Origin of the sequence: Prauserella isguenensis (assembly GCF_014191605.1) — a bacterium.
Classification (GTDB): domain Bacteria; phylum Actinomycetota; class Actinomycetes; order Mycobacteriales; family Pseudonocardiaceae; genus Prauserella; species Prauserella isguenensis.
Map to the genome: position 1 here is coordinate 1,568,136 of NZ_JACHWU010000001.1, position 20,378 is coordinate 1,588,513.

20 protein-coding genes and 1 tRNA gene are annotated in these 20,378 nt (G+C 68.9%); 10 read left to right on the forward strand and 11 right to left on the reverse strand.

The genetic code is table 11. The features are described from left to right. Positions 1-16: 16 nt before the first annotated feature. From FHS23_RS07290 to FHS23_RS07325, 8 genes are read right to left on the reverse strand one after another with little or no spacing between them, the layout of a single operon-like run. Positions 17-1,264 (reverse strand): MFS transporter, encoded by a 1,248-nt coding sequence (locus FHS23_RS07290; protein ID WP_183649729.1) that lies wholly within the window; start codon positions 1,262-1,264, stop codon positions 17-19. A 36-nt stretch (positions 1,265-1,300) separates the two neighbouring features. Beyond that, complete coding sequence (locus FHS23_RS07295) at positions 1,301-2,311, reverse strand: pyridoxal-phosphate dependent enzyme (protein ID WP_183649732.1); 1,011 nt, start codon at positions 2,309-2,311, stop codon at positions 1,301-1,303. Continuing rightward, positions 2,232-3,224 carry a GHMP family kinase ATP-binding protein gene (locus FHS23_RS07300; RefSeq protein ID WP_183649735.1) on the reverse strand — a complete coding sequence of 331 codons (993 nt, stop codon included), beginning with the start codon at positions 3,222-3,224 and terminating at the stop codon, positions 2,232-2,234. The genes FHS23_RS07295 and FHS23_RS07300 overlap by 80 nt, the downstream gene beginning before the upstream one ends. Further along, positions 3,221-4,018, reverse strand: a complete 798-nt coding sequence (locus tag FHS23_RS07305; RefSeq protein ID WP_183649738.1) for a Rossmann-like domain-containing protein — start codon at positions 4,016-4,018, stop codon at positions 3,221-3,223. Before FHS23_RS07305 ends, FHS23_RS07300 begins: the two co-directional genes overlap by 4 nt. Then, positions 4,015-4,737, reverse strand: a complete 723-nt coding sequence (locus FHS23_RS07310; RefSeq protein WP_183649741.1) for a methyltransferase — start codon at positions 4,735-4,737, stop codon at positions 4,015-4,017. Before FHS23_RS07310 ends, FHS23_RS07305 begins: the two co-directional genes overlap by 4 nt. A gap of 55 nt (positions 4,738-4,792) precedes the next feature. Next, positions 4,793-5,785, reverse strand: coding sequence for an ABC transporter substrate-binding protein (locus FHS23_RS07315; protein ID WP_183649744.1), 993 nt, complete (start codon positions 5,783-5,785; stop codon positions 4,793-4,795). Next, positions 5,782-6,579, reverse strand: coding sequence for an ABC transporter ATP-binding protein (locus FHS23_RS07320; protein ID WP_183649748.1), 798 nt, complete (start codon positions 6,577-6,579; stop codon positions 5,782-5,784). Before FHS23_RS07320 ends, FHS23_RS07315 begins: the two co-directional genes overlap by 4 nt. A 1-nt stretch (position 6,580) precedes the next feature. Beyond that, positions 6,581-7,591, reverse strand: coding sequence for a FecCD family ABC transporter permease (locus FHS23_RS07325; RefSeq protein ID WP_343053703.1), 1,011 nt, complete (start codon positions 7,589-7,591; stop codon positions 6,581-6,583). Positions 7,592-8,039: 448 nt separating this feature from the next. Here FHS23_RS07325 and FHS23_RS07330 point away from each other — a divergent pair. Continuing rightward, positions 8,040-8,112 (forward strand) — tRNA-Ala (locus FHS23_RS07330). A 202-nt stretch (positions 8,113-8,314) separates the two neighbouring features. On the opposite strand, the gene FHS23_RS07335 is transcribed toward FHS23_RS07330, so the two are convergent. Further along, positions 8,315-8,587: a hypothetical protein gene (locus FHS23_RS07335; protein ID WP_183649753.1), complete on the reverse strand. Its 273-nt coding sequence runs from the start codon at positions 8,585-8,587 to the stop codon at positions 8,315-8,317. Positions 8,588-9,154: 567 nt separating this feature from the next. Here FHS23_RS07335 and FHS23_RS07340 point away from each other — a divergent pair. The 3 genes from FHS23_RS07340 to FHS23_RS07350 are packed head-to-tail and all read left to right on the forward strand — an operon-like array spanning position 9,155 to position 12,405. Further along, positions 9,155-10,642, forward strand: a complete 1,488-nt coding sequence (locus FHS23_RS07340; RefSeq protein ID WP_183649755.1) for an FAD-dependent oxidoreductase — start codon at positions 9,155-9,157, stop codon at positions 10,640-10,642. Further along, positions 10,639-11,769 (forward strand): DUF7802 domain-containing protein, encoded by a 1,131-nt coding sequence (locus FHS23_RS07345; protein WP_183649758.1) that lies wholly within the window; start codon positions 10,639-10,641, stop codon positions 11,767-11,769. Before FHS23_RS07340 ends, FHS23_RS07345 begins: the two co-directional genes overlap by 4 nt. Positions 11,770-11,796: 27 nt before the next feature. Next, positions 11,797-12,405, forward strand: a complete 609-nt coding sequence (locus FHS23_RS07350; protein WP_183649761.1) for a TetR/AcrR family transcriptional regulator — start codon at positions 11,797-11,799, stop codon at positions 12,403-12,405. Between the two features lie 17 nt (positions 12,406-12,422). Here FHS23_RS07350 and FHS23_RS07355 read toward each other — a convergent pair whose 3' ends face one another. Next, on the reverse strand, positions 12,423-13,727 hold the full coding sequence (locus FHS23_RS07355; RefSeq protein ID WP_246381810.1) for an HNH endonuclease signature motif containing protein: 1,305 nt from the start codon (positions 13,725-13,727) through the stop codon (positions 12,423-12,425). 181 nt (positions 13,728-13,908) lie between these two features. Then, entirely contained in the window at positions 13,909-14,397 is a 489-nt protein-coding gene (locus FHS23_RS07360; RefSeq protein ID WP_183649767.1) for a DUF2231 domain-containing protein, read from the reverse strand. A 78-nt stretch (positions 14,398-14,475) separates the two neighbouring features. On the opposite strand from FHS23_RS07360, the gene FHS23_RS07365 reads away from it, so the two are divergent. The 6 genes from FHS23_RS07365 (at position 14,476) to FHS23_RS07390 (ending at position 20,373) form a co-directional block, all read left to right on the forward strand. Continuing rightward, on the forward strand, positions 14,476-15,030 hold the full coding sequence (locus FHS23_RS07365; protein WP_183649770.1) for a sigma-70 family RNA polymerase sigma factor: 555 nt from the start codon (positions 14,476-14,478) through the stop codon (positions 15,028-15,030). Then, the gene (locus tag FHS23_RS07370) at positions 15,027-15,719 is read left to right on the forward strand and encodes an anti-sigma factor family protein (RefSeq protein WP_183649773.1); all 693 of its coding nucleotides are present in this window, start codon (positions 15,027-15,029) and stop codon (positions 15,717-15,719) included. The genes FHS23_RS07365 and FHS23_RS07370 overlap by 4 nt, the downstream gene beginning before the upstream one ends. Positions 15,720-15,825: 106 nt before the next feature. Then, positions 15,826-16,353, forward strand: a complete 528-nt coding sequence (locus tag FHS23_RS07375; protein ID WP_183649777.1) for a COG4315 family predicted lipoprotein — start codon at positions 15,826-15,828, stop codon at positions 16,351-16,353. A gap of 280 nt (positions 16,354-16,633) precedes the next feature. Continuing rightward, positions 16,634-17,641: a 2,3-diaminopropionate biosynthesis protein SbnA gene (gene sbnA, locus FHS23_RS07380; protein ID WP_183649780.1), complete on the forward strand. Its 1,008-nt coding sequence runs from the start codon at positions 16,634-16,636 to the stop codon at positions 17,639-17,641. Positions 17,642-17,652: 11 nt separating this feature from the next. Beyond that, the gene (sbnB, locus tag FHS23_RS07385; protein WP_343053704.1) at positions 17,653-18,669 is read left to right on the forward strand and encodes a 2,3-diaminopropionate biosynthesis protein SbnB; all 1,017 of its coding nucleotides are present in this window, start codon (positions 17,653-17,655) and stop codon (positions 18,667-18,669) included. A 6-nt stretch (positions 18,670-18,675) separates the two neighbouring features. Then, complete coding sequence (locus tag FHS23_RS07390; RefSeq protein WP_183649783.1) at positions 18,676-20,373, forward strand: IucA/IucC family protein; 1,698 nt, start codon at positions 18,676-18,678, stop codon at positions 20,371-20,373. Positions 20,374-20,378 lie beyond the last annotated feature (5 nt).

The following is a 20,378-nucleotide window of genomic DNA, read 5'->3' on the forward strand; positions in this document are numbered from 1 at the left end:
CGTGTCGGTAGGTGTCTCAGTCGCCGCTCGCGTCGTCCCTGCGGGAGAACCCGCGGGCGCCGGCCGCCAGGGCTGCGCAGGCCGGGGCTGCGAAGCAGATGACGGCGGTGGTGGTGAGGACAGCGCCGGTGCCGAACGCGCTCATGGCAGGGGCGATGAGCGCCAGCCCGACAGGGGCCAGGCCGTAGGAGAGCAGGAAGTCCAGTGACGACACTCGGGCGAGCTTGTCGGGTGCGACCTCGCGCTGCGTCGCGGTGAACCACGGGACGTTGAACAGTTCGATCCCGATACCCGCGACCACGTACGCACCGATCACCACCGCTGGGTGCAACGGCATGAGCAGGCTGAGGGGTGCGAAGCCGTAGCAGGCCAGGCCGCCCAGTGCCGCCCAGCCCTGCGCCCTCGGCCGCCACCGCGAGACGATCACGGCACCGACGAGTGCGCCCGCGGTGTAGGCCGTCAACGCTCCTGCCAGCACCGCTTCGGTTCCGTACGTATCCCTGCTGACCAGGGGCAACGCCACGTTCGTCGCAGAGTAGCCCGTGGCGATCACAGCTGTGAGCGCGCCGAGCCCGGCGAGGAACCACGGGTGGCGCCGCGCCTCACGCACACCGTCGGCGAACTCGACGTGCAGAGGTGCGCGGGTGCGCGATGGCTGTGGCTCGGAGGATCCTCGTGGCGGTGCGAGGGCTGCGGCGAGCCACAGTGCCGAGGTGCCGATCAGTAGGGCCGGTGTGCTGACGACGGTGGCCAGCAAGGCTGTCAGGCCCGGCGCGACGAGCGTGGTCACGCGGACCGAGAACGTCGTCGCGGCGTTGGCCTGTTGACGTCGTGGCTCGTCGACGACCTCTGCTGTCAACGCCTGGAAGGCGGGCCGGCACGAGCCCTGTCCTGCGCCGACGATCGCCGCCGCAGTGGCCATGAGCGTGACCGAGCTGCCGAGGCCGGCGGCGATGAGGGGTGTGGCGACGGCGGCGGCCATCGCGGCCCACAGCACGACGGCGCGACGGGAGTAGCGGTCCGCGAGCAGTCCTCCGACGGGTACCGCCACCACGAAGCCGATGGTGCGTGCGGCCAACACGATGCCGAGCCCCGCCGCGCTCAGACCGCGGTCGAGCACGGCGAGGCCGAGGATGAACGGCAGCGCCCACGTGGCGATGCCGGAGGCGGTCGTCCCGCACCACAGTCGGAGGAACCCCGGGTCGAGGAGGACGGAACGCCGGCGCGCGGCGGCGCCGGATGTACTGGGCGATGGAGTGGACACGAGGTGGTGAACTCCCGGGGTCGGCGGGTGCGGCGCTCACGCCGCGGCGGACTGTGGTGCGTGCATGCGATTCCATGCCATGCGGCACCACGGCAGGTCGAGCTCGTCCGTACCGGACACGTCGGTGGGAGCCAACTCGGCCACGTCGACGGCCTCGGCATGGCGCGTGAAGACCGAGTCGACATAGCGGTGTCCGGTATCGGGCGCGACGAACAGCACCGTGCGCCGGGTGTCGCGGAGGCGTTCCCACCGGGCCGCGAGGTACGCGGCGCCACTCGAGAGGCCGGCGAACGTGGCGTGCCGCCGCAGCAGGTCCACCGAGCCCGCCAGCGCGGCGGTGAACCCGACCCAGTGGACGACGTCGTAGAGCTCGTGGTCGACGTTGTCGAACGGGATCGAACTGCCGATTCCGGCGATGATGATGTCCGGATCGGTGACGTGCTCGCTGCCGAACGTGACGCTGCCGAACGGCTGCACGCCGACGAGTGCCGCGCCGTCGTCGCCGCGGCGCAGATAGCGCGCGAGCGCACCGGTCGAAGCCCCGGAGCCGACCCCGCCGACGATCGTCAGCGCCGCGGGATCGAACTCGCGGGCGATCCGCTCGGCGACGGCTCGATAGCCCAGGTAGTGGATGTCGTCGTGGTACTGCCGCATCCAGTGGTAGCGCGGATTCTCCCCGAGGATGCGGTGGATACGTCGCACACGCCGATCCTGGTCGAGCTTCAGGTCCGTGGACGGCTCCATCTGTTCCAGTCGTGCTCCGAGTACGGCCAGCTGTGTGCGCACACTTTCGTCGACAGTGGTGGAGCCGACGATGTGGCATCGCATTCCGTGCCGGTGACACGCCAGCGCGAGGGCGTAGGCGTAGATGCCGCTCGAACTGTCGACGAGGGTGTCGCCGGGTCGTACCGCTCCGGTGTCGAGCAGATGGCGGACGGCGGCGTCGGCCGAGACCACCTTCATACTCTCAAAGCGCAGGCAGACGAGGTTCTCGTGCAGGCGGATGAGGTCCGGGCGTCCAATGGCGTCGGCGACGTGGTCGTCCATGGTCACGCTCCCAACTGGTCGTACCGATGCGGAAGGGACTGGTCACGGGGATACCGCTGCGTTCGAGGCGCCGGGCGGCGCGGTCGAGCCGGTCGTGGACCTCGGGTGCTGCGGCGTCGAAGACGAGGCCGGCGACGTTGCCGCTGTGGGCGACCTGCACCCCGACGGCGCCCTCGCGTTCGGCGACACGCTCGAGTTCGGGGAGCTCCTCCTTCGGCAAGATGCGCTGGTTGTAGCGGGCACTGATCGTGCAGACACGCCCGAGCTGTGTGGCATCGGACTCGGCAACGGCGTTCCGCAGCAGGCGGCGCAGGTGTTCGAATGCGTGGATCTCGTCCTCGGGTTGTGCTGCCTCGTCGAAGGACAGCGTGTCGACGGGTTCGCCGCCGCCGGTGATGCACCCGAGGATGATCACGGCAGGTAGTGCGGCTCCGAGTTCTTCGAGTACCTGGCCCTCGCGTTGGGCGAAGAGTCGCGGACGTTCGTCCAGCATGACCGGATCACACGCACGTTCGGCCTGCACCGCGAGCGCGGCGATCCGCTCCGGGGGAAGTGTGACGTCGAAACTCGTCGCCACTGCATGGATGGTGGCGATGGTGTCGCTTGTGGACGATCCCATGCCGATACCCACCGGAATGTCGCCGTGCAGCCGAAGGTGGCCGCCCGGCGTGGTCCGCGCGTCACCGGAGGTGCAGAACGCGGCGGTCAGCCGCGCGGCGTCGAGTGCTTTCGCACGGTCGCCGGGGGTGACGGTGAACAAGCCGCGTGGGTCGGGCCGGAACTCCGCATGCGTTCGCCGGTGCGTCACGGGCACCGTCACGAGTGCCCGGCGCCTGCGTCCGTGGGTGTCGAGGAAGATCCCCTGGACGAGCTCGCCGTGGTGGCTGCATGCCTGTCCGTGACCGACTTTCATGCGTACGCCCCCGTGCGGTAGCGGTGCAGGACGGTCGGATCGGCGCTGAACTGGGAGAAGGGGAACGGCTCGGCCGACAGGGCGGTGACGCCGCGGCCCAGGAACGCCCTGGCCACCGCCGACCCACTCTGCGCGTACACGGTCAGCGGGATCTCGCGATCGCGACACCGGGCCAGGATCGTGTCGAAACTCCCGTTGCCGAGGGTCATGCCCGTGGCGACCACGGTGTCCGCGACGTCGAGGACATCGGACACCGAGTCGGTGACGGGGTGTCCCCATTGCGTTTCGCGCAGGTTCAGATCGCACGGCAGGCACGTGCCGCCACGGTCCTCGATCGCGGCCACGAGCGGGTTCACGACGCCGATCAGTGCGACCTTCGTACCGCGTTCGACGTCGAGAAGTCCGGCGATGGCCGTGTCGCGCGCCTGTGCACGGACCTCCGGGGTGCCGGACGGCAACGTGACGGTGTCGTCGGCGGCATGGGGCTGTTGGTGACCGAGGTAGGCGTCGAGTGCCGCGATGCGCACAGGGAGCCGCGGGTCGGTCAACAGCTCGCTGAGCGGCCGGCCCGACATCTCGCCTGCGACGTCCGGGTCGAGTTCACCGCTTTCGAACGCGCACGCACCGAAGGCGCCGCCGACCCGCACGAGGACGTACTGGTTGCGGTAGGTGACGCCGCCGCCGGCGAGTCGCGTTCCGTGGTGCAGCCAGAACACGCTGGTGGCCGTGAGCAAAGCCGGGTCGAGACCGTGACGACCGGCTGCGACGTCGGTGAACAGGTCGTCGACGGTCATGCCACTTCACCTCGCGTCAGCCGGAACACGTAGGTCAGCACGCCGTCGTTCCAGTCGTGCCGGTGAAACACCTCCGCCTTGAAACCGGTCGTCACGGCATGGCGGATGATGGCGGGCATGTCGGCCGTGTTCGACACGACGACGAACACCTCACCGCCGGGCGCCAGCAGGTCGCGCTGCGCGAGCTGTTCGAAGAACGTGGCCAGCAGCGGCGCGCCGACACAGACGTTGCGGACGACATCGGGGTCGGTGCTGACGGTCCGACTGACTGCCGGCGGGTTGAACGTCACGACGTCGAGGCGGGTCTCCGACGGCACGCCGTCGAAGACGTTCCCGGCGGCCGCGACGAACCGTGTGCCCTCACGCTCACCGACGAGGCGTTCGTAGTTTCGACGGGCCGTGTCGACACTGCTCGCGTGCACGTCGAGGGCGTAGACCTCGCGTGCGCCGCGCAAGCCGGCGACCGCGGTTTCCACGCCGAGCCCCACGCCCATCGCGGCGTAGGACCGGCCGCGGACGTCGATGATGTCGTCGAGCAGGCGTTCGTGAATCATGCGGCTGGTCGCGCCGGGCATGAACACTCCGGGCGGCACGTCGAACTCCCATCCGTTCCACGCGTAGGTGCGATGGGTGTGCAGGTCGGCCTTCGGCTGGTTGAGGGCGATGATCCGCTCAGCAGGGAGCGGAGGGGGAAGCTGTTCGATCAAGGTCGAGGTCACGGGCGGGCTCCTCCGTATGGACGATCATCGATGTGCGGACGGTGTTGCGGGTGGCTCAGCGTCCGATCCCGCGGAGGTACTCGGCGAGCTTCTCGGCGGCGTCGATGTTTCTCGGCCCGCTGACGGCTTCGCCGTAGTCGAGGACGTGGAAGCGGTTGTTGCGCACCGCGGGTGTGGAGGCGAGTGGCGGATGCGACTTGAGGAACGCGATCTTCTCCTCGACAGGCTGGTCGCCGTAGTCGACGACGGTGATGACCTCCGGGTTGGCCTTGACCACCGGTTCCCAGCCGACCGTCGTCCACCGCTGTTTCAGGTCGTTGAAGATGTTGCTGCCGCCGGCGAGGGAGACGATCGCGTTCGGCGAGGCCTGATTCCCCGAGGTGAACGGTTGGTCGGTCCCCGAGTCGTAGACGAACACCCGGGCCGGGTCGCCCTCCGGCTGGTTGCTGCGCAGCTGCTCCGCGCGTCGCTGGATGTCGGACACGAGCTGCTGTGCGCGGTCCTCGACGTGGAAGATCCGCCCGATCTGACGCAGATCCGTGTAGAGCGCCTCCATCGGCGGCACGGTGACAGGATTCTCGCCGTAGTTGAAGCAGCTCTCGGTGAACTGGTACGAGCGGATGCCGACCTCGTCGAGCCGTTGCGGGGTGATGCCGCGCTCCTCGCTGAACCCGGATCCCCACCCGGCGAGCACCCAGTCGGCCTCGGCGTCGACGACCGTCTCGAAGCCCAGCACGTCGGTCGAGAGCGTCTCCACCGAACGGTAGTCCTCGCGGTACGGCGAGCGTTCCACGGCAGGGTTCGCGGTGCTGGGCATGACGATTCCGCGCATACGGTCGGCGAGGCCGAGGGCGAACATCTTCTCCGTGGCGCTCATGTCGTAGGCGACGGCGTTTTGTGGCGGCGGGTAGGTGATCCGTTTGCCGCAGTTCTCGACCGTCACGGGCCGGGGGCCGTCCTGGGCGTTCCGTTGGACGTCGGCTCCGCAGGCTGTGGCGAGCAGACAGGCGGCCAGCAGGACAGGAACGGACTTGGTCGTCGCTGTCATGGGTGGGTTCCTCCTGGGATGGGGTCGTCGGGACCGAGGTGATAGACGAGCTGGGGAACGCCGGTCACCGGGTGACGGACGATGTCGGGCCGCACTCCGAACGTCCGGCCGACCAGGTCGGGGGTGAGCACATCGGACGGTGGGCCGTCGTCGACGACGGCCCCTTCCCGGAGCACGGCGAGCCGGTCACAGGCGGCGGCCGCAAGATTCAGGTCGTGCAGTGCGACGACGACCGTGAGACCGCACGTGCGGAGGAACGAGAGCAGCTCGACCTGGTGACGAACGTCGAGGTGGTTGGTGGGCTCGTCGAGGACGAGTACGGCCGGCTCCTGCGCGAGGGCCCGTGCGATCAGCACGCGCTGGCGTTCACCGCCGGAGAGTGAGAGCACACCACGGTGGGCGAGATGTGTGACGTCGACGCGGCGCATCGCCTCGACGCAGACGTCACGTTCACGTTCGCCGAGTGCGGCGCCGCCGCGGTGATGCGGATACCGGCCGAGTTCCACGATCTCGGCCACGGTGAAGTCGAGCTCGGGACTGCCGTCCTGGGTGACGGCGGCAACGGAACGTGCGCTGTCCCGGAGGGAAAGGCCGCTGATGTCGGATCCGTCGAGCAGGACCGTCCCCGTGGTGGGTCGCAGGGCGCGGTAGATGCACCGCAGCGCCGTCGACTTGCCGCTGCCGTTCGGCCCGACGAGTCCGACCACTTCACCCGCTCCGACCGCGAGGTTCAGCCGGCGCACGAGGGCGGTGCCTGCGACCTCCACCGTGACGTCGTCCAGTGTCACGTCCATGTCAGCGTCCCCCGAACAGGTAGCTGCGGCGGCGGAGCAGGACGACGAAGACCGGAACGCCGATCAACGCGGTGATGACCCCGAGCGGCAGCTCCCGAGGGGCGAACATCGTCCGAGACGCGAGGTCGACCCATACCAGGAAGACAGCGCCTGCGAGCGGTGCGATCGTCAGCACACGCCGATGACTCGCACCGGTGACGATGCGGACGAGGTGCGGCATGACGAGGCCGACGAAGCCCACCGCGCCGCTCACCGCGACGAGCGCTCCGGTGACGACGGCCGTGAGCAGGAAGAGCATGCGGCGCAGCCGCGTGGTGTCCAGGCCGAGGCCTGCGGCGGACTCGTCACCCATGGCGAGGACGTCGAGCGAGGGCCCGCTCCTGAGCAGCGTCACGACGGCGACCACGACGGCTGCCGCGGCGACGGGCAACGATTGCCATGTCGCGCTGCCGAGACTGCCCAGCATCCAGAACATCACCGACCGGGCCGTTTCCCCGAAGGGGGCGAAGAACACGATGACGCTCATCAGCGCCTGGAAGCCGTAGGCGAGGGCCACGCCGGTGAGCACGAGGCGCAGCGGGGTCAGGCCGGCCCTGGTGTGCGCGGCTGCGTAGACCAGGGCCGAGGCGAGCAGTGCACCGAGGAACGCCGCGGTCGAGAGTGCGTAGACACCCAGGCCGGCGAACAGGCCGAACGACACCACGGCGCTCGCGCCCACGGACGCGCCCGAGGACACGCCGAGGATGAACGGGTCGGCGAGCGGGTTGCGCACCATCGCCTGTACCGCGACGCCGATGACGCTGAGGCCTGCCCCGACGACCGCGGCCAGCACCACCCGGGGAGCGCGGACCTCCCAGACGATCGAGTACTGGGTGACGTCTTCGGCGCCGATCGTGCCTCCGGTCAGTGCTGCACCGAGATAGCGCAGCGTGTCCGAAAGCGGTATGACCGCGGAGCCCAGTGAGATGCCGGCGATCACCGAGCCGAGCAGGGCCACCGTGAGGACCGCCACGGCGGTGGCCGTACCCGACCGGGGTGTGCCCGGTCGGGACGCGGGCGGACGTGTCGTTGCGGCAGGCCCGGTCGGCGTTCTCGTCGTGGTCGTCACGTCCGATCCTTCCGGGTCACGGTCGTTGGCCTCCCGTCGCCGACTGAACGTCCGACGCCGACAGCCGCTGAGGACTCTGGGGCGTCGATGGGCCGCCGACAGTACAAATGAAAATCATTTTCGTCTAGACGTCGGGGGTGGTCGCGGGTGTGATCGCCGTCGGCTTCGGCGGTGCGAGCCCATGGATGGCCCACCGTGGCCTGGGACGACGTTCCGGAAGATGTGTCGCGGTGACCCGGGTCTCACGCGTTCGGCCGCCGACACGTCGCAGGTCGCGCGCGACGGGCGTCGGGGTGCCCCCCCCGGCGTCGAGGGTCGCGCCGGCCTTGCTATGCTGGTCTCGCTTCACCAAGGGGCTGTAGCGCAGTTGGTAGCGCGTCTCGTTCGCATCGAGAAGGTCAGGGGTTCGATTCCCCTCAGCTCCACATCAGAGGTACTACTAGAGCACGTGCCTGAAGGCCCTGGAGTAGTACCGCGACGCCGGAAGGCCAGGACGAGCCACCCGCTTGGCCGCTACCGCAACTGGCTGACCAACAGGACCTCGGGATCGTCGGGCGATTCGGCGCCGACTCCGAACGCGGACGCGCTGCACAAGTGAGGGCCGGATTCGGCATCTCGTCGACCGGATCAGAGATCCCGGTTCGGCCGGTGCACCTGCTGGTGGGATAAGGCGGCATCATCCAGCTCACCCACCACCGCGTGCCGGTGTTTGCCGACGCCACTGAGGTGGTCGAGGAATGTTGTCGGTTTGCCGGAGACGTTGGAGCCGCGGTACCACGGGTCGGTGGTGGCGTAGAAGTTTTGGTTGACGGTCTCCTCGGCGATGGCCACCCAATCGTCCTGGGTCTCGGTGGCGGGTTCGACGACATCGCCGCCTTCGGTCTTGGCGTGGGAGGTCAACCCGGTGATCCGGCGAAGAGTCGGGAGTTACCCGGCTGCAACGGAGGTTCTGCGCCGTAGTCGCCATCACGTTCGGGAACGGCCCGCTCACCGCCGACCGGCGAGTACCGCGTGCCAGCGACCTGCCGGATTCGGCCGTGACCTTTGTCGCAGTAACGTGCTCGGGGCCAGTATGTCCAATGAGGACTCCCATCCGTCCGCGGGCCCGTGTTCGAACCTGGTCTCACGCGGGCGACAGGTCCTGATCGGACTCGGCCTCATCGGCGGCCGTCCAGCCTGTATTGACTGCGAGAGCCTCCGTCGTGCCAACGAAGACTAGGTTCTGCAGCCGAGGCCGAGTCGTACGGGCAGCTGTCCGGCCGCCACTCCTCCATGCGCCGCAAGCGTGCTGCGCCAACCGGTCGACATCCGTCAGCAGGATCAACGGACACGAACCTCGCCTCGCGGCCACACCGGGCCCGAGGCGGGCCGCCGGACCGGCCCGGCTGTGACGGCGGGCCATTGACGCCACCTGGATCCGATCATACAGTTTCAGAAAATCTGTATGATCAACGCGGAGGTCGGTCGATGGTGCTCGGCAATGTGGCGGTGGTCCTCGGAGGCAGTGTCGGCGGCCTGTGCAGCGCGGGGGCGCTCGCGCCGCACTTCGATCACGTGGTGGTGCTGGAACGCGACGAACTGCCCGCAGAGGCCGAGCACCGGCGTGGGGTGCCGCAGAGCAAACATCCGCACTTCCTGCTGAACTCGGGCAGACGGGCGATCGGAGAACTGTTCCCCGGCTTCGAGGAAGAACTCATCGCAGCGGGCGGGCTTCACCTGATGCCCTCGATGGACGCGGCCTACCTCGACGGCGAGGGCTGGTCGGCGCGTAAGCGCAGCGCGATGACGATGATCTACAGCTCGCGCATCCTCATCGAACGCGTGCTGCGCGAAAAGATTCGTGGTTTGTCCAATGTGGAACTGCGCGAGGGCGTCGGCGTCAGTGGTCTCACGGTCCACGACGGAGCGATCACCGGGGTGCAGCTCTCCGCTCCCGACGGTGACGAGCACATCGACGCGGACCTCGTCGTGGACGCGATGGGGCGTGGTTCCTCGGTCGGTGACTGGCTGGTGGCCGCCGGCTGGCCGGAGCCGCCGGTGCAGACGCTCGACGCCAAGGTCACCTACACCTCACGCTGGTACGACCTGCCCCCGGCCGAGCAGCGGCCCTCCTCCTGGTGGTGGCAACACCTCGTGATCATGCCGACCCCCGACAAGGGTCGGCACCCCGCTGAACACGACTTCCTGGTGAACTTCTTCCCGGTCGAGGGCGATCGTGTCATCGCCTGCATGGGTTCATGGGGTCACAAGATGCCCCGCACCACCGAGCAGTTCGTCGAATCGGCCGGGCGGGTGCGGACGCCGTTGTTCGCCTCGGCCATGGAGCGCTCCACCCCTACCTCGCCGGTGCATCTGACCCGCTCGACCGGTAACAAGTGGCGCCGGTTCGACCGCCTGTCGACGCCTCCGAAGGGGCTCGTGTTCGTCGGTGATTCGATCTGCGCGTTCAATCCGTTCTACGCACAGGGCATCAGCTCCGCGGCGAGTTCGGCGCTCCTGCTGCGAGAAGCCCTCTCCCGCGCGGGGAATCTCGACCGGAGCTTCTGTGCGGGATTCCTCGCCGAACAGCGCAAACTGCTCGGTGTGCCGTGGCGTCTCGCGATGGCGCGGGACCAGGGCTACGAATGCGCTGTGGGCACCGAGCGGCTTCCCGAGTGGAAACGTCGGATTCTCGCGGCCGCCTCCGGTCCCGCGTTCAGCCTCATCGTCGGCGCAGCCCGCGAAGACGCCGTCGTCGACGAGCACTTCTCCAAAGTGTTCAACATGGACGAGTCGCTGGGCCGGATGATGACGAACCCGCGGGTGCTCGCCGGTCTCGTGCGTTATCGCATCCGTGCGGCGTTGGGCCGCGAGCGGGTTCCCTACGGATTCGATCCCCAGGCCGAACCACCCGCCACCGACTACTCACCGGCTGCCACCACGAGTACCGCGGAGAGAGCCGGGGCGCACCCATGACCGACGCCGTGTGCGGAGCGCATGCCGAGGAGTCCACACGCGTCCTCGGCTTCGACTGTGCCGACGTGTCCGCGGTGGCCTCGCTGCGGTTTCCCTGGGATCTCACGAACTGGACGATGCCGCTGCTCGAAGTGCTCGTCATCGGTGGTGCCGTGTTCGCGCTGGTGCACGCCGTTCGCCGCTACCGCAACGGCGATCCGGTCAATCTCGCGTTGTGGTGCGCTTCGCTGGTCTATCTGTTCGTGATCGAACCACCGCTGTATTTCCCGGAATGGTTCGGTCTCGACGAGGTGTACGGGTTCATCTTCGCTCACAACCGGTTCACCGTGCAGTTCATGGCGGATCGATTGCCGCTCTACATCGTGGCGTTCTATCCGATGATCAGCCAACTGGCCTACGAGCTCGTGCGGTCACTCGGGATTTTCCGGCGGCGCGGTGCGTTGGCAGGATCGGTGGCCGTGGCCCTGGCCTGTCAGGTCTTCTACGAGATCTTCGACCACGTCGGCCCGCAGCTGAAATGGTGGACGTGGAACGACGACAACCACATCGTCAACCATCCGGCGATGGCGTCGGTGCCGTTGACCAGCATGCTGTTGTTCGCCTCGGTATCGATGGGGGCCATGACCTACCTGGTCGTGCGCTTGACGGGCCGGGCTGCCGCGGACGGCGGGCCGCGGCACGGATGGAGCCTCGTGCGGCGCGTCCTGCTGGCCGGAGTCCTGACCCCGGTGGCGATGGTGATCGCCAACATCCCGTCGAGCCTGTTCGGCGGCGAGACACCCGATGTCACCGCCCAGGCTTGGATCCTCGGTATCGAGCTCGCCCTCATCTGGCTCGCCGGTGGCTGGATCGTCGTCTCGCATGTGAGAGCGCCCGACTGCGGGCCCGGCGAACCACCGTCGGCCTTCGCCCGCTACTACCCGGTGATCTACGTCGGGGCGATGGCGGTGTTCTGGGCCGCGGCCCTGCCGCAGTATCTCGGCGCGCAGGACGGCATCACTCGCGACGGCACCCCGACGGGCAGCGGCCTCTACACGCTTGTCTGCTTCCTCGGCGCCGGCCTGTTCCTCGCCGCCCTCCATCGCACCACGCAGCGAACCCGCCGGACGGATCCTGCCGGTGTCTGACCTTCCCCTTCGGGGAGGATGACACCCATGGGACACCACGGATGGCAGGGAAACCCGCCTGGCGCCGAGGATCAGGCACGCCGCCGCCTCGTCGAGGCGGCCATCGCGTGCATCGGCCGCAGCGACGTTTCCAAGATCAGCTTGTCCGATGTCGCTACCGAGGCCGGCGTGACACGCCAGACCGTCTACCGCTACTTTCCGAGCCTCTCGGAGATACTCAGGGCCGTCGGACAGGCAGGAGCCGACGAGTTCGCCGAGCGGATGCAGCGGCACCTGGCCACCTGCGACAGCCCTGCCGAGGCGGCGGTGGAATCCGTGGTGTTCGCCGTCCGAACCGTGCCCGACGAACCCTATATGGGCCTGCTGCTGCAAGCGGGCGAACCCGACTACTTCACCGCCGGGTCGACCTCTCCTGCGGCCTTCGCCCTCGGCGCCCGCATCCTGCGGAACGTGCCGGTGGACTGGCGCGGCGCCGGAGTCACCACCGACGAGGACCTCGAGGGACTCGCCGAGGTTCTGATGCGGCTGTTCATCTCGTTTCTCCAGTACCCGTCGACCCCGCCGCTCACCGACGATCGCATCCGGTCCCTCGTCCGCCGCTGGATCGGACCGGCCCTCGGCGGACCCGCTTCCTGAAGGATGTGGTGGGCGAACTAGAACGGTGGGTTGTCCTCGTTCCGATGTTTCGGGTCGTCACGTGTCGGGGCTGTGCGGCTCTGGGCCTGACGTGTCGGGCTGTCGCATCGCCGGACGCGGCGTGCCTGGGCATCGCGTGCCTGGGCATCGCGTGTCGGGGCAGTGCGTGTCGGGGTGAGGACGGGTTCGCGGCGTGCGGTGTAAGTGGCCCCGTGTGGCGTCGTCACTTGGGTGATGCCGTGGACCGGGTCGTAGCGGGCGCTCCAGCCGGGCTGGTCTTTCAACCGGTGATGTCGTCGACAGCGCGGCCCACCGTTGGCCACCGACGTCGACCCGCCACCGCCAGGTGCGGCCCACGCATGTTCGTGGTCGTGGTCGCAGTGCCGAGCGGGCCTGTGGCACCAGGGCATGACGCATTCCCGGTCGCGTATCCGCACCAGGTCGCGGATCGTCGCACTCGGTCGTCGTCGGGTGCGTCCCAGGTCGACGGGTTCGCCCGTGCCCGGATCACACAACACCGCCCGCCAAATGCTGCGGCTGTTGGTCATGATCTCCCGCGCAATCGGGGCGGGGATCGGTCCGTAGCCGTCTAGTTCGCACCCGTCGTCGGAGATTCCCAGGGCCGCGTCGGCGGGAACGTGCACCGACACCGTGGCCGCGGCCTCGGGCAGCGCGACCCCCGGGTCGCGGCCCAACAGCAGATCCGCGGTCACGTCCGCCCGCAACTGATCCAGCGTGCGCCGGTCACCACCGCGGCGCAGCGACCGTGCCATCCCATCGACCCGCGTGTAGCAGGCCGCCGCGACTTCCGCGGGCAGCTGCGCCTCGAACGAGGACATCGCGTGCTCGCCCGGGGTGAGTTCGACCCGGCGTTCCGCTCGCGCTCGCCGCGCGCGTGCGGTCTGCCCGTCGGGGTCGATCTTCTCCACGAGCCGACGCGCCCGCTGGGCCAGATTCCCCGGCTGCCACGCCGTCTCCGACGCCTCCACCAACCGTTCCGCCAGCAGCTCGTCGACCTGCTGGGCAGCCCAGTCGTCGAGCGGATCGACCACTGCCAACACCCGCCGCGCGCCGTACGTCTCAACGTCGCCGGCGCGCATCGCCGCGAGTAACTGCGGCATCCGCCCCGTCAATGACTTCGCGTCGTCGATGCGTCGTTCCACCTCACGGGTCGAGACCCGCAGCACCGGCGTCAACTCCTCCGCCAGCCCGCGATCATCACCCACGACAGCAGAGATGCGGGCCAGCAGCGCCACTTCCTGAGCATCGATCTGCGCCCGCCGAACCCGCAGGTCCCGCAGCGACTCGAGCATGTCCCCCATGTCATCCACAACGGCCACACTATCGAACCTATGGTCGAACATGCCATTGCACAATAGAGTGATCGACTTCGGTGGCACGTATGTCGCGAAAGCCGCGGCACGGAAACAACGTGCGACCGGCCTGGCGCGCGGCAACCGCCGGAGAGTTTCCGGTCCTGTCGGCGCCCGGGAGCCGGTCGCCTCATGGCATGACCGACTCCCACACCGACCGACTGCCGGAATGGCCGGTGACGATCAGCACGGTCATGGTCCCGACGGCCACGACGATCACCGCGATGCCGAGGAGCACCGATCCGGCCGTGGCGGCGCGCTCCCGCTGCGCCCGCCGAAGGGCTGTCGCCGCCCACCGGAACCAAGCCCACTGTGCCGTCGCGACCAGGAAGAGGCCGATCGACCAGGGGAGCAGCATTCGCCCGTAGCGTTCGTGCTCCAGCACCGAGGGCACCGGGCCGACGACGCTCGCGAGTGACTGCCCGGCGGCGGTCGTGAAAGGCACGAGGGAGGCGACGATCAACGCTGCAAACGGGGTCGTCAGGCCGAGTCGACCGCGAGCTGCCGGCCAGAACTGCGCGAGCAACAGCGCGAACACGGCCAGCGGAACCAGCACGACCACAGCGTGGACGAGCAACGGATGCAGCGGAAGGCCGAGGAATGTCCCGGTATCGTCCATAGTGGGAGACACGAGGCGCGCAACCGCAACGTTCACTCCGGCGGTGAACCATCGGGTGCTCCGCACCGTGTAGTGGACATGGGCGAGGGCAGCACCGGCGAGGAACAACGGCCGGGTCGGTCGAGAACCGATGCGAGCCGCGTCGAGGTGCTGCGCGACCTGCACGACCGCTACGCGACCGCGCTGTGGCGGTACGTGGTTTCGCTGACGAAAAGACCCGCCGATGCCGACGACGTCGTGCAGGAGACGCTGCTGCGAGCCTGGCGAACGCCGAGAGTGATCCGGGACGACCCGGTTCGGGTCCGTGGGTGGCTGTTCACCGTGGCCCGCAACCTGGTCATCGACCAAGCGCGCAGTGCGAGCCGGCGCCACGAGCACACGACTCCGGAGGCGGCGGAGGAAATCGCCGAGGACCGCGTGGATCGGCTGTTCGACGCGATGCTGGTCACCGATGCTCTCGCTTCCTTGGGCCCGCACCACCGAGAGGTGATCGTGCGGGCGTATTACGGGGGACTGAGCACGGCCGAGCTGGCCGAGGAGCTCGGTATCCCCGAGGGGACGGTGAAGTCGCGGCTGCACTACGGGCTGTGCGCCTTGCGCCTGGCGTTCCAGGAGAGAGGGGTGACCCGATGAATCGGCTGGACCACGAAGGCTTCGCCGAATGGGATGCCGCCTATGTACTCGGCGCACTCACCCCGACGGATCGGCGGGCCTACGAGGAGCACATGGAACAGTGCCCGCTGTGCCGCGATGCGGTGAACGATCTCGCTTCGATGGCCGGCCTGCTCGCGCAGATCCGGCCCGGACCCGACACCGACCTGCCGGATCAGCACCGGGAACCGGTCGATCTGATGGACGCCATGCTGCGCAGGGAGCACCGGCGCGGTGTCCGGCGCCGGCGGCGACTACTCGTATGGGCGACCGCCGCAGCCGCAGTCCTCGTGCTCGTGCTCGCGATACCCGCCGCCCTGGTGCATCGGCCCGCTGCCGATGCCGTGTCGGTGGCCCTGGAGCCGGTCGATTCGGTCTCGTCGTCGATGGACGTCGACGTCACGCTCGCCCCCGAGGCCTGGGGAACCCGGCTGTCCATCGAATGCGAGTACGCCGCGCGGTTGGACTACCAACGGCAGCAGCCGTGGTACGCGCTCGTCGTGACCGACGCCGACGGCACCAGCACCCGAGCGTCGACCTGGCAGGCCGTTCCCGGTGAAACCGTCGTTCTCGGCGGCGCCACGGCCGTGAGTCTCGACGACGTCGCCTCCCTCACCGTGGTCACCGCCGGCGGCGAGGAAGTGCTCACCGCGTCGGTTCCCGCGCAATAGCGACCGAATCCGCATCCGGTGGATGAACCGCACCGGCTCGCGCTTCGTGTTTCACGAGTGCCCCGAACAGTGGGCCCGCACCCGCGAGGACAGGAAGGCGCGAACAATGAAGACCAGAAGCACCCTCAAGGCCGTGGCGGTGCCACTCCTCCTGCTCACGCTGACCGCATGCGGTGCAGGCGACGGCGGATCCTCACGGGACGGCGGCGACAGTGGCAACGGCGGCTACGGAGCACCCCCGGCCACCGGCGAAAATGACTCGGGCGACGGAGACTCGGGCGACGCCCCGGGACTGCGAACCGCCGATACTCGATTCGGCACGATCGTGGTCGACGACGACGGGATGGTTCTCTATCAGTTCGACAGCGACGACCGCGGTTCCGGAACCTCGACGTGCGAGGGGCAGTGCGCGCAGAACTGGCCCGCGGTCCCGGGCGATGAAACGCCCGACGTCAACGGCATCAGCGGCGAGGTCGGCACCATCACCGGCGTCGACGGCCGGTCCCAGCTCACTCTCAACGGATGGCCCCTTTACTACTACGCCGGCGACCAGGCGCCCGGCGACCTGAGCGGCCAAGGCGTCGGAGACGTCTGGTGGGTCCTCACACCGGAGGGTGAACCGGTCCGGAAGTGACCCCGTCGCCAAGTTCCTGATCTCGGTTGACGAGTGGTACCTCGAAGCGGGCCGTTCGCCGTGCACTCCGATCGAGCACGACTGGTCATCGCCGGCACCGGCGGCAGAATCAGGACATTCCGCCTGCCGAGGGGAAGTCCTGCTCTCCCGCTCCGTGACGTCAAGACCACTCGCCCGGTGAGGCTACTCATCCCGTTTGGCTATTTAAGTAAGGCTAGCCTTTGCTAACGTGCCAGGGCATCGACACCGCCCGTTCCGGCCGCTCTAGCAAGGGAGAAACGTGGCTACTGCCGCCGACACTGTTGCCGAGCCCGACGAGTCGATTGCCGAGTCCGTCTTCGACTGCGTCGGCAACACCCCGGTCGTCGCTCTGAACCGGCTGTTCTCGCAGCCGGACGTCGACGTCCTCGCGAAGCTGGAGTTGATGAATCCGGGTGGGAGCATGAAGGACCGCTCGGCGCGCTACATCGTCGACTCCGGTCTGCACGACGGATCGATCACCCCGGGCTGCCGACTGGTCGAGAGCAGTTCCGGCAACTTCGGCATCGCGCTCGCCATGGCCGCCCGGGTACGGGGCCTGCGGTTCACGTGCGTACTCGATCCCAAGACGACAACCGCCAACCTCGCGTTGCTACGCCGGCTCGGCACCGATGTGGAGATGGTCGACGACGTCGACGAAGCGGGAGGCTACCTGCACTCGCGCATCCGGAGGGTGAACGAACTGCTCGCCGCGGACCCCGACGCCGTGTGGATCAACCAGTACGCCAACGACCGGAACTGGCAGGCGCACTATCACGGCACGGGCGCGGAACTGGCCGAGCAGCTCGTCCGTCCGCCGGACTACCTTTTCGCCGCGGTCAGCACGACCGGCAGCATCCTCGGGTGCTCGCGCAGGCTCCGCGAGGATTTCCCTGACATGCGGGTGATCGCGGTCGACTCGGTCGGCTCCGTGATCTTCGGGGGTGCTCCCGGCCCACGGGACATCCCGGGGATCGGGTCCAGCCGTGTGCCCGAGCTGTGCAGGCCGGACGAGATCGACGAGGTGGTCTACGTCGACGACGTCACCGCGGCGACCGGATGCAGGCAACTCCTTGCCACGGAAGGGGTTTTCGCGGGCGGATCCACGGGCGCGGTGGTCGCCGCGATCCAGCGGATGCTGCCACGGCTCGACCATCCCAGCCGGATCGTCGCGGTGTTCCCCGACCGCGGTGACCGGTACCTCGACCTCGTCTACGACGACAACTGGCTCACCGGCGCCCGCCGGCGCAGTACGGAGCCCCCAGCGTGAAGGAGGAACCGGTGGCAGACGACGCCGTCCGGATGCTGTACCTGTCCCGATCCGATGTCGCCGCCGTCGGCGGCGACCACTCCGACCTGTACGTCGACGCCCTGCACGAAGGGCTCGTCGCCCATGCGAAGGGCGACACCGTGCAGCCGCTCAAGCCGTACCTGCGCACCGACGGCCCCGACGGGCACATCGCCGATCGCATCATCGCGATGCCCGCACACGTCGGCGATCCCGGCCTCTCCGGGATCAAGTGGATCGGCAGCAAGCACGACAACCCCACCCGCGCCGGGCGAGAGCGTGCCAGCGCACTGATCGTGCTCAACGACCCGGCGACGAAGTACCCGGTCGCCGTCATGGAGGGCAGCCTCATCAGTGCCTGGCGGACCGCGGGCGTCACCTGCCTGGCCGCACGGCATCTCGCGGTGAGCGGGTTCACCGACGTCGCACTGGTCGGCTGCGGGCTCATCGGCAGCACGCAGGTCACGGCACTACTGCAGCAGTTCGACCACATCTCGACCGTGCACCTCTACGACGTCGACGCGGAGGCGGCCAGCGGGCTGGCCGACCGGATCACACGGGAGAACCCGAGCGTCAAGGCGGTCGTGGCCGACACCGCCGAGGACGCGGTCGGCCAGGGCGATCTCGTGGTGCCGTGCACGGTCACCGACCAGCCCTACATCACGTTCTCCTGGCTCAAACGGGGAGCACTGCTGTGCAATGTGTCCATCATGGACGTCCACAAGGACGTGTTCCTGGGAGCGGACAAGGTTGTCGTGGACGACTGGGAGCAGAGCAACCGCGAGAAGAAGATCATCAACCGGCTGGTGCTCGAGGGCTCGTTCTCGCGCGAGCAGTTGCACGCGGAACTCGGCGAGATACTCGCGGGCGACCGCCAGGGCAGGGACAACGACGACGAGATCATCGTGCTGAACCCGATGGGCATGGCCGTCGAGGACATCGCTTGTGCCGGCGAGGTCTACCGGAGAGCCACCGAGTCGGGCACCGGCACGTGGCTCGACCTGCACTGATCGGTGATGCCGGTGATCTCGGAGGTCGACGGCGGGGCGGCCGAGCTGGTGTTGCGTGATCTCGTGGACGCTCTCATCCAGGAGAACGTGGCGGGTTTCGGCGAGGCCGATGCGCGTGCCGACGGAACCCTGGCCGTCCCGGTCGCGGACGGCGAGGTGACCGTCGCCGTCCGCGACGGCGGCGGTCTGCAGCGGTATCGCCTCGACCGGGGGCCCGCCCGCCTCAACGGCACGCCCGTGAGCCCGCACGAGCTGGTGCGGCTGGTCGCCCCGGACGCGGCCCAGGTCGGCGGCGTGTCCGGGGACGTCGCGACCGCGGTCGAGCACGCGGCGACGGTACTCGCGGCGCGGCGTGACGGTGCGAACGTCGATCTGCTGGCGGGTGAACGCATGGCCGCGACGCGGAACCGCCCGTTCCATCCCACGGCGCGCGCCGCGGCGGGGTGGACGGCTGCCGAGCTCGCGCAGTACGGCACTGTGCGGGAGGCCGCGCTCGGCCTCGACTGGGTCGCGGTGAGCACCCGGTTCGTCCGCGCGGGCGATGACCCACGCTCGGCGGACCTCGCTGCGCTGGTTCTGCAGGGCGACGAGTTGACCCGCCTGCAGGAGACGGTCGCGCTCGCCGGGGTCGACACCGCGCAGTACGCGATCCTGCCGGTGCACCCCTGGCAGTACGAGAACGTGCTCGGCCGCGAGTTCGCCGGCGAACTCGCGGCCGGTGCGATCGTGCCCGTGGCGCGCGACCTGGGGCGCTTCCACCCGACGGCCTCCCTGCGCACCTTGACGACGTCGCCCCCGGGTCTTCGTCACCTCAAGCTCCCGCTGGGTGTGGCCACCCTGGGCGCAGCACGGCTGCTTCCGCCCCGGTATCTCGCCAACGGCGACGCGGCCCAGCGCACCATGCGCGCCGCCGTCGACAGGGACCCGGTACTCACGGCCCGCGTACGGTTGTGCGACGAGGGCGCCTGGTGCGGCTGGTCCGATGGCGACGAGTTCGCCGACCGGCCGGGGCAGCTCGCCGCGCAGGTACGCACGTACCCGGAGCTGGACGGCTCCCTCGCCGTGCCGATGGCGGCACTCGCCGCGCACGAGTGGCTCACGCTGGCACCGGTCCTCGTGCCGGACGGCGACCCGGTGCGGTTCTTCGCTCGGCTCGCGCGCGGGTTCTGCGAGCTCGGAGTGGGTTTCCTGCGCCACGGCGTGCTTCCCGAGCTGCACGGGCAGAACGTGGTGGTCGCCTTCGACGGCGCGGAGGTGCCCGGGTTCGTCCTGCGGGACCACGACACGCTGAGGTACGTGCCGGAACGGATGGCCGCGGCGGGGCTGGCCGAACCGGCCTACGCCATCAAACCCGGTGCGCGGCAGTCGCTGCGGCTCGACACCGCGGAGCAGCTGATCGGCTACTTCCAGACGCTCGGACTCCAGGTGAACCTCTACGGCATCGTCGACGCATTGTGCCGCCACTTCTCGCTCGACGAGCGTGCACTGTGGACACAGCTGCGGGAGGAGATCGTCGCGTGCCTCGACCGGATGGACTTGCCGGACCGGTTCGGTGACACGCTCGCCCACTGCCTGCTCCGTGCCCCCACATGGCCGAGCCGCACGGTACTCGGCCCACTGCTGGAGCGAGGGTCGTCGAGCGGGGTGTCCATGCCGGCCGGCACCGGCGCGGTGCCGAACCCGCTGGCCGGGGTGCGGGAATGACGGTG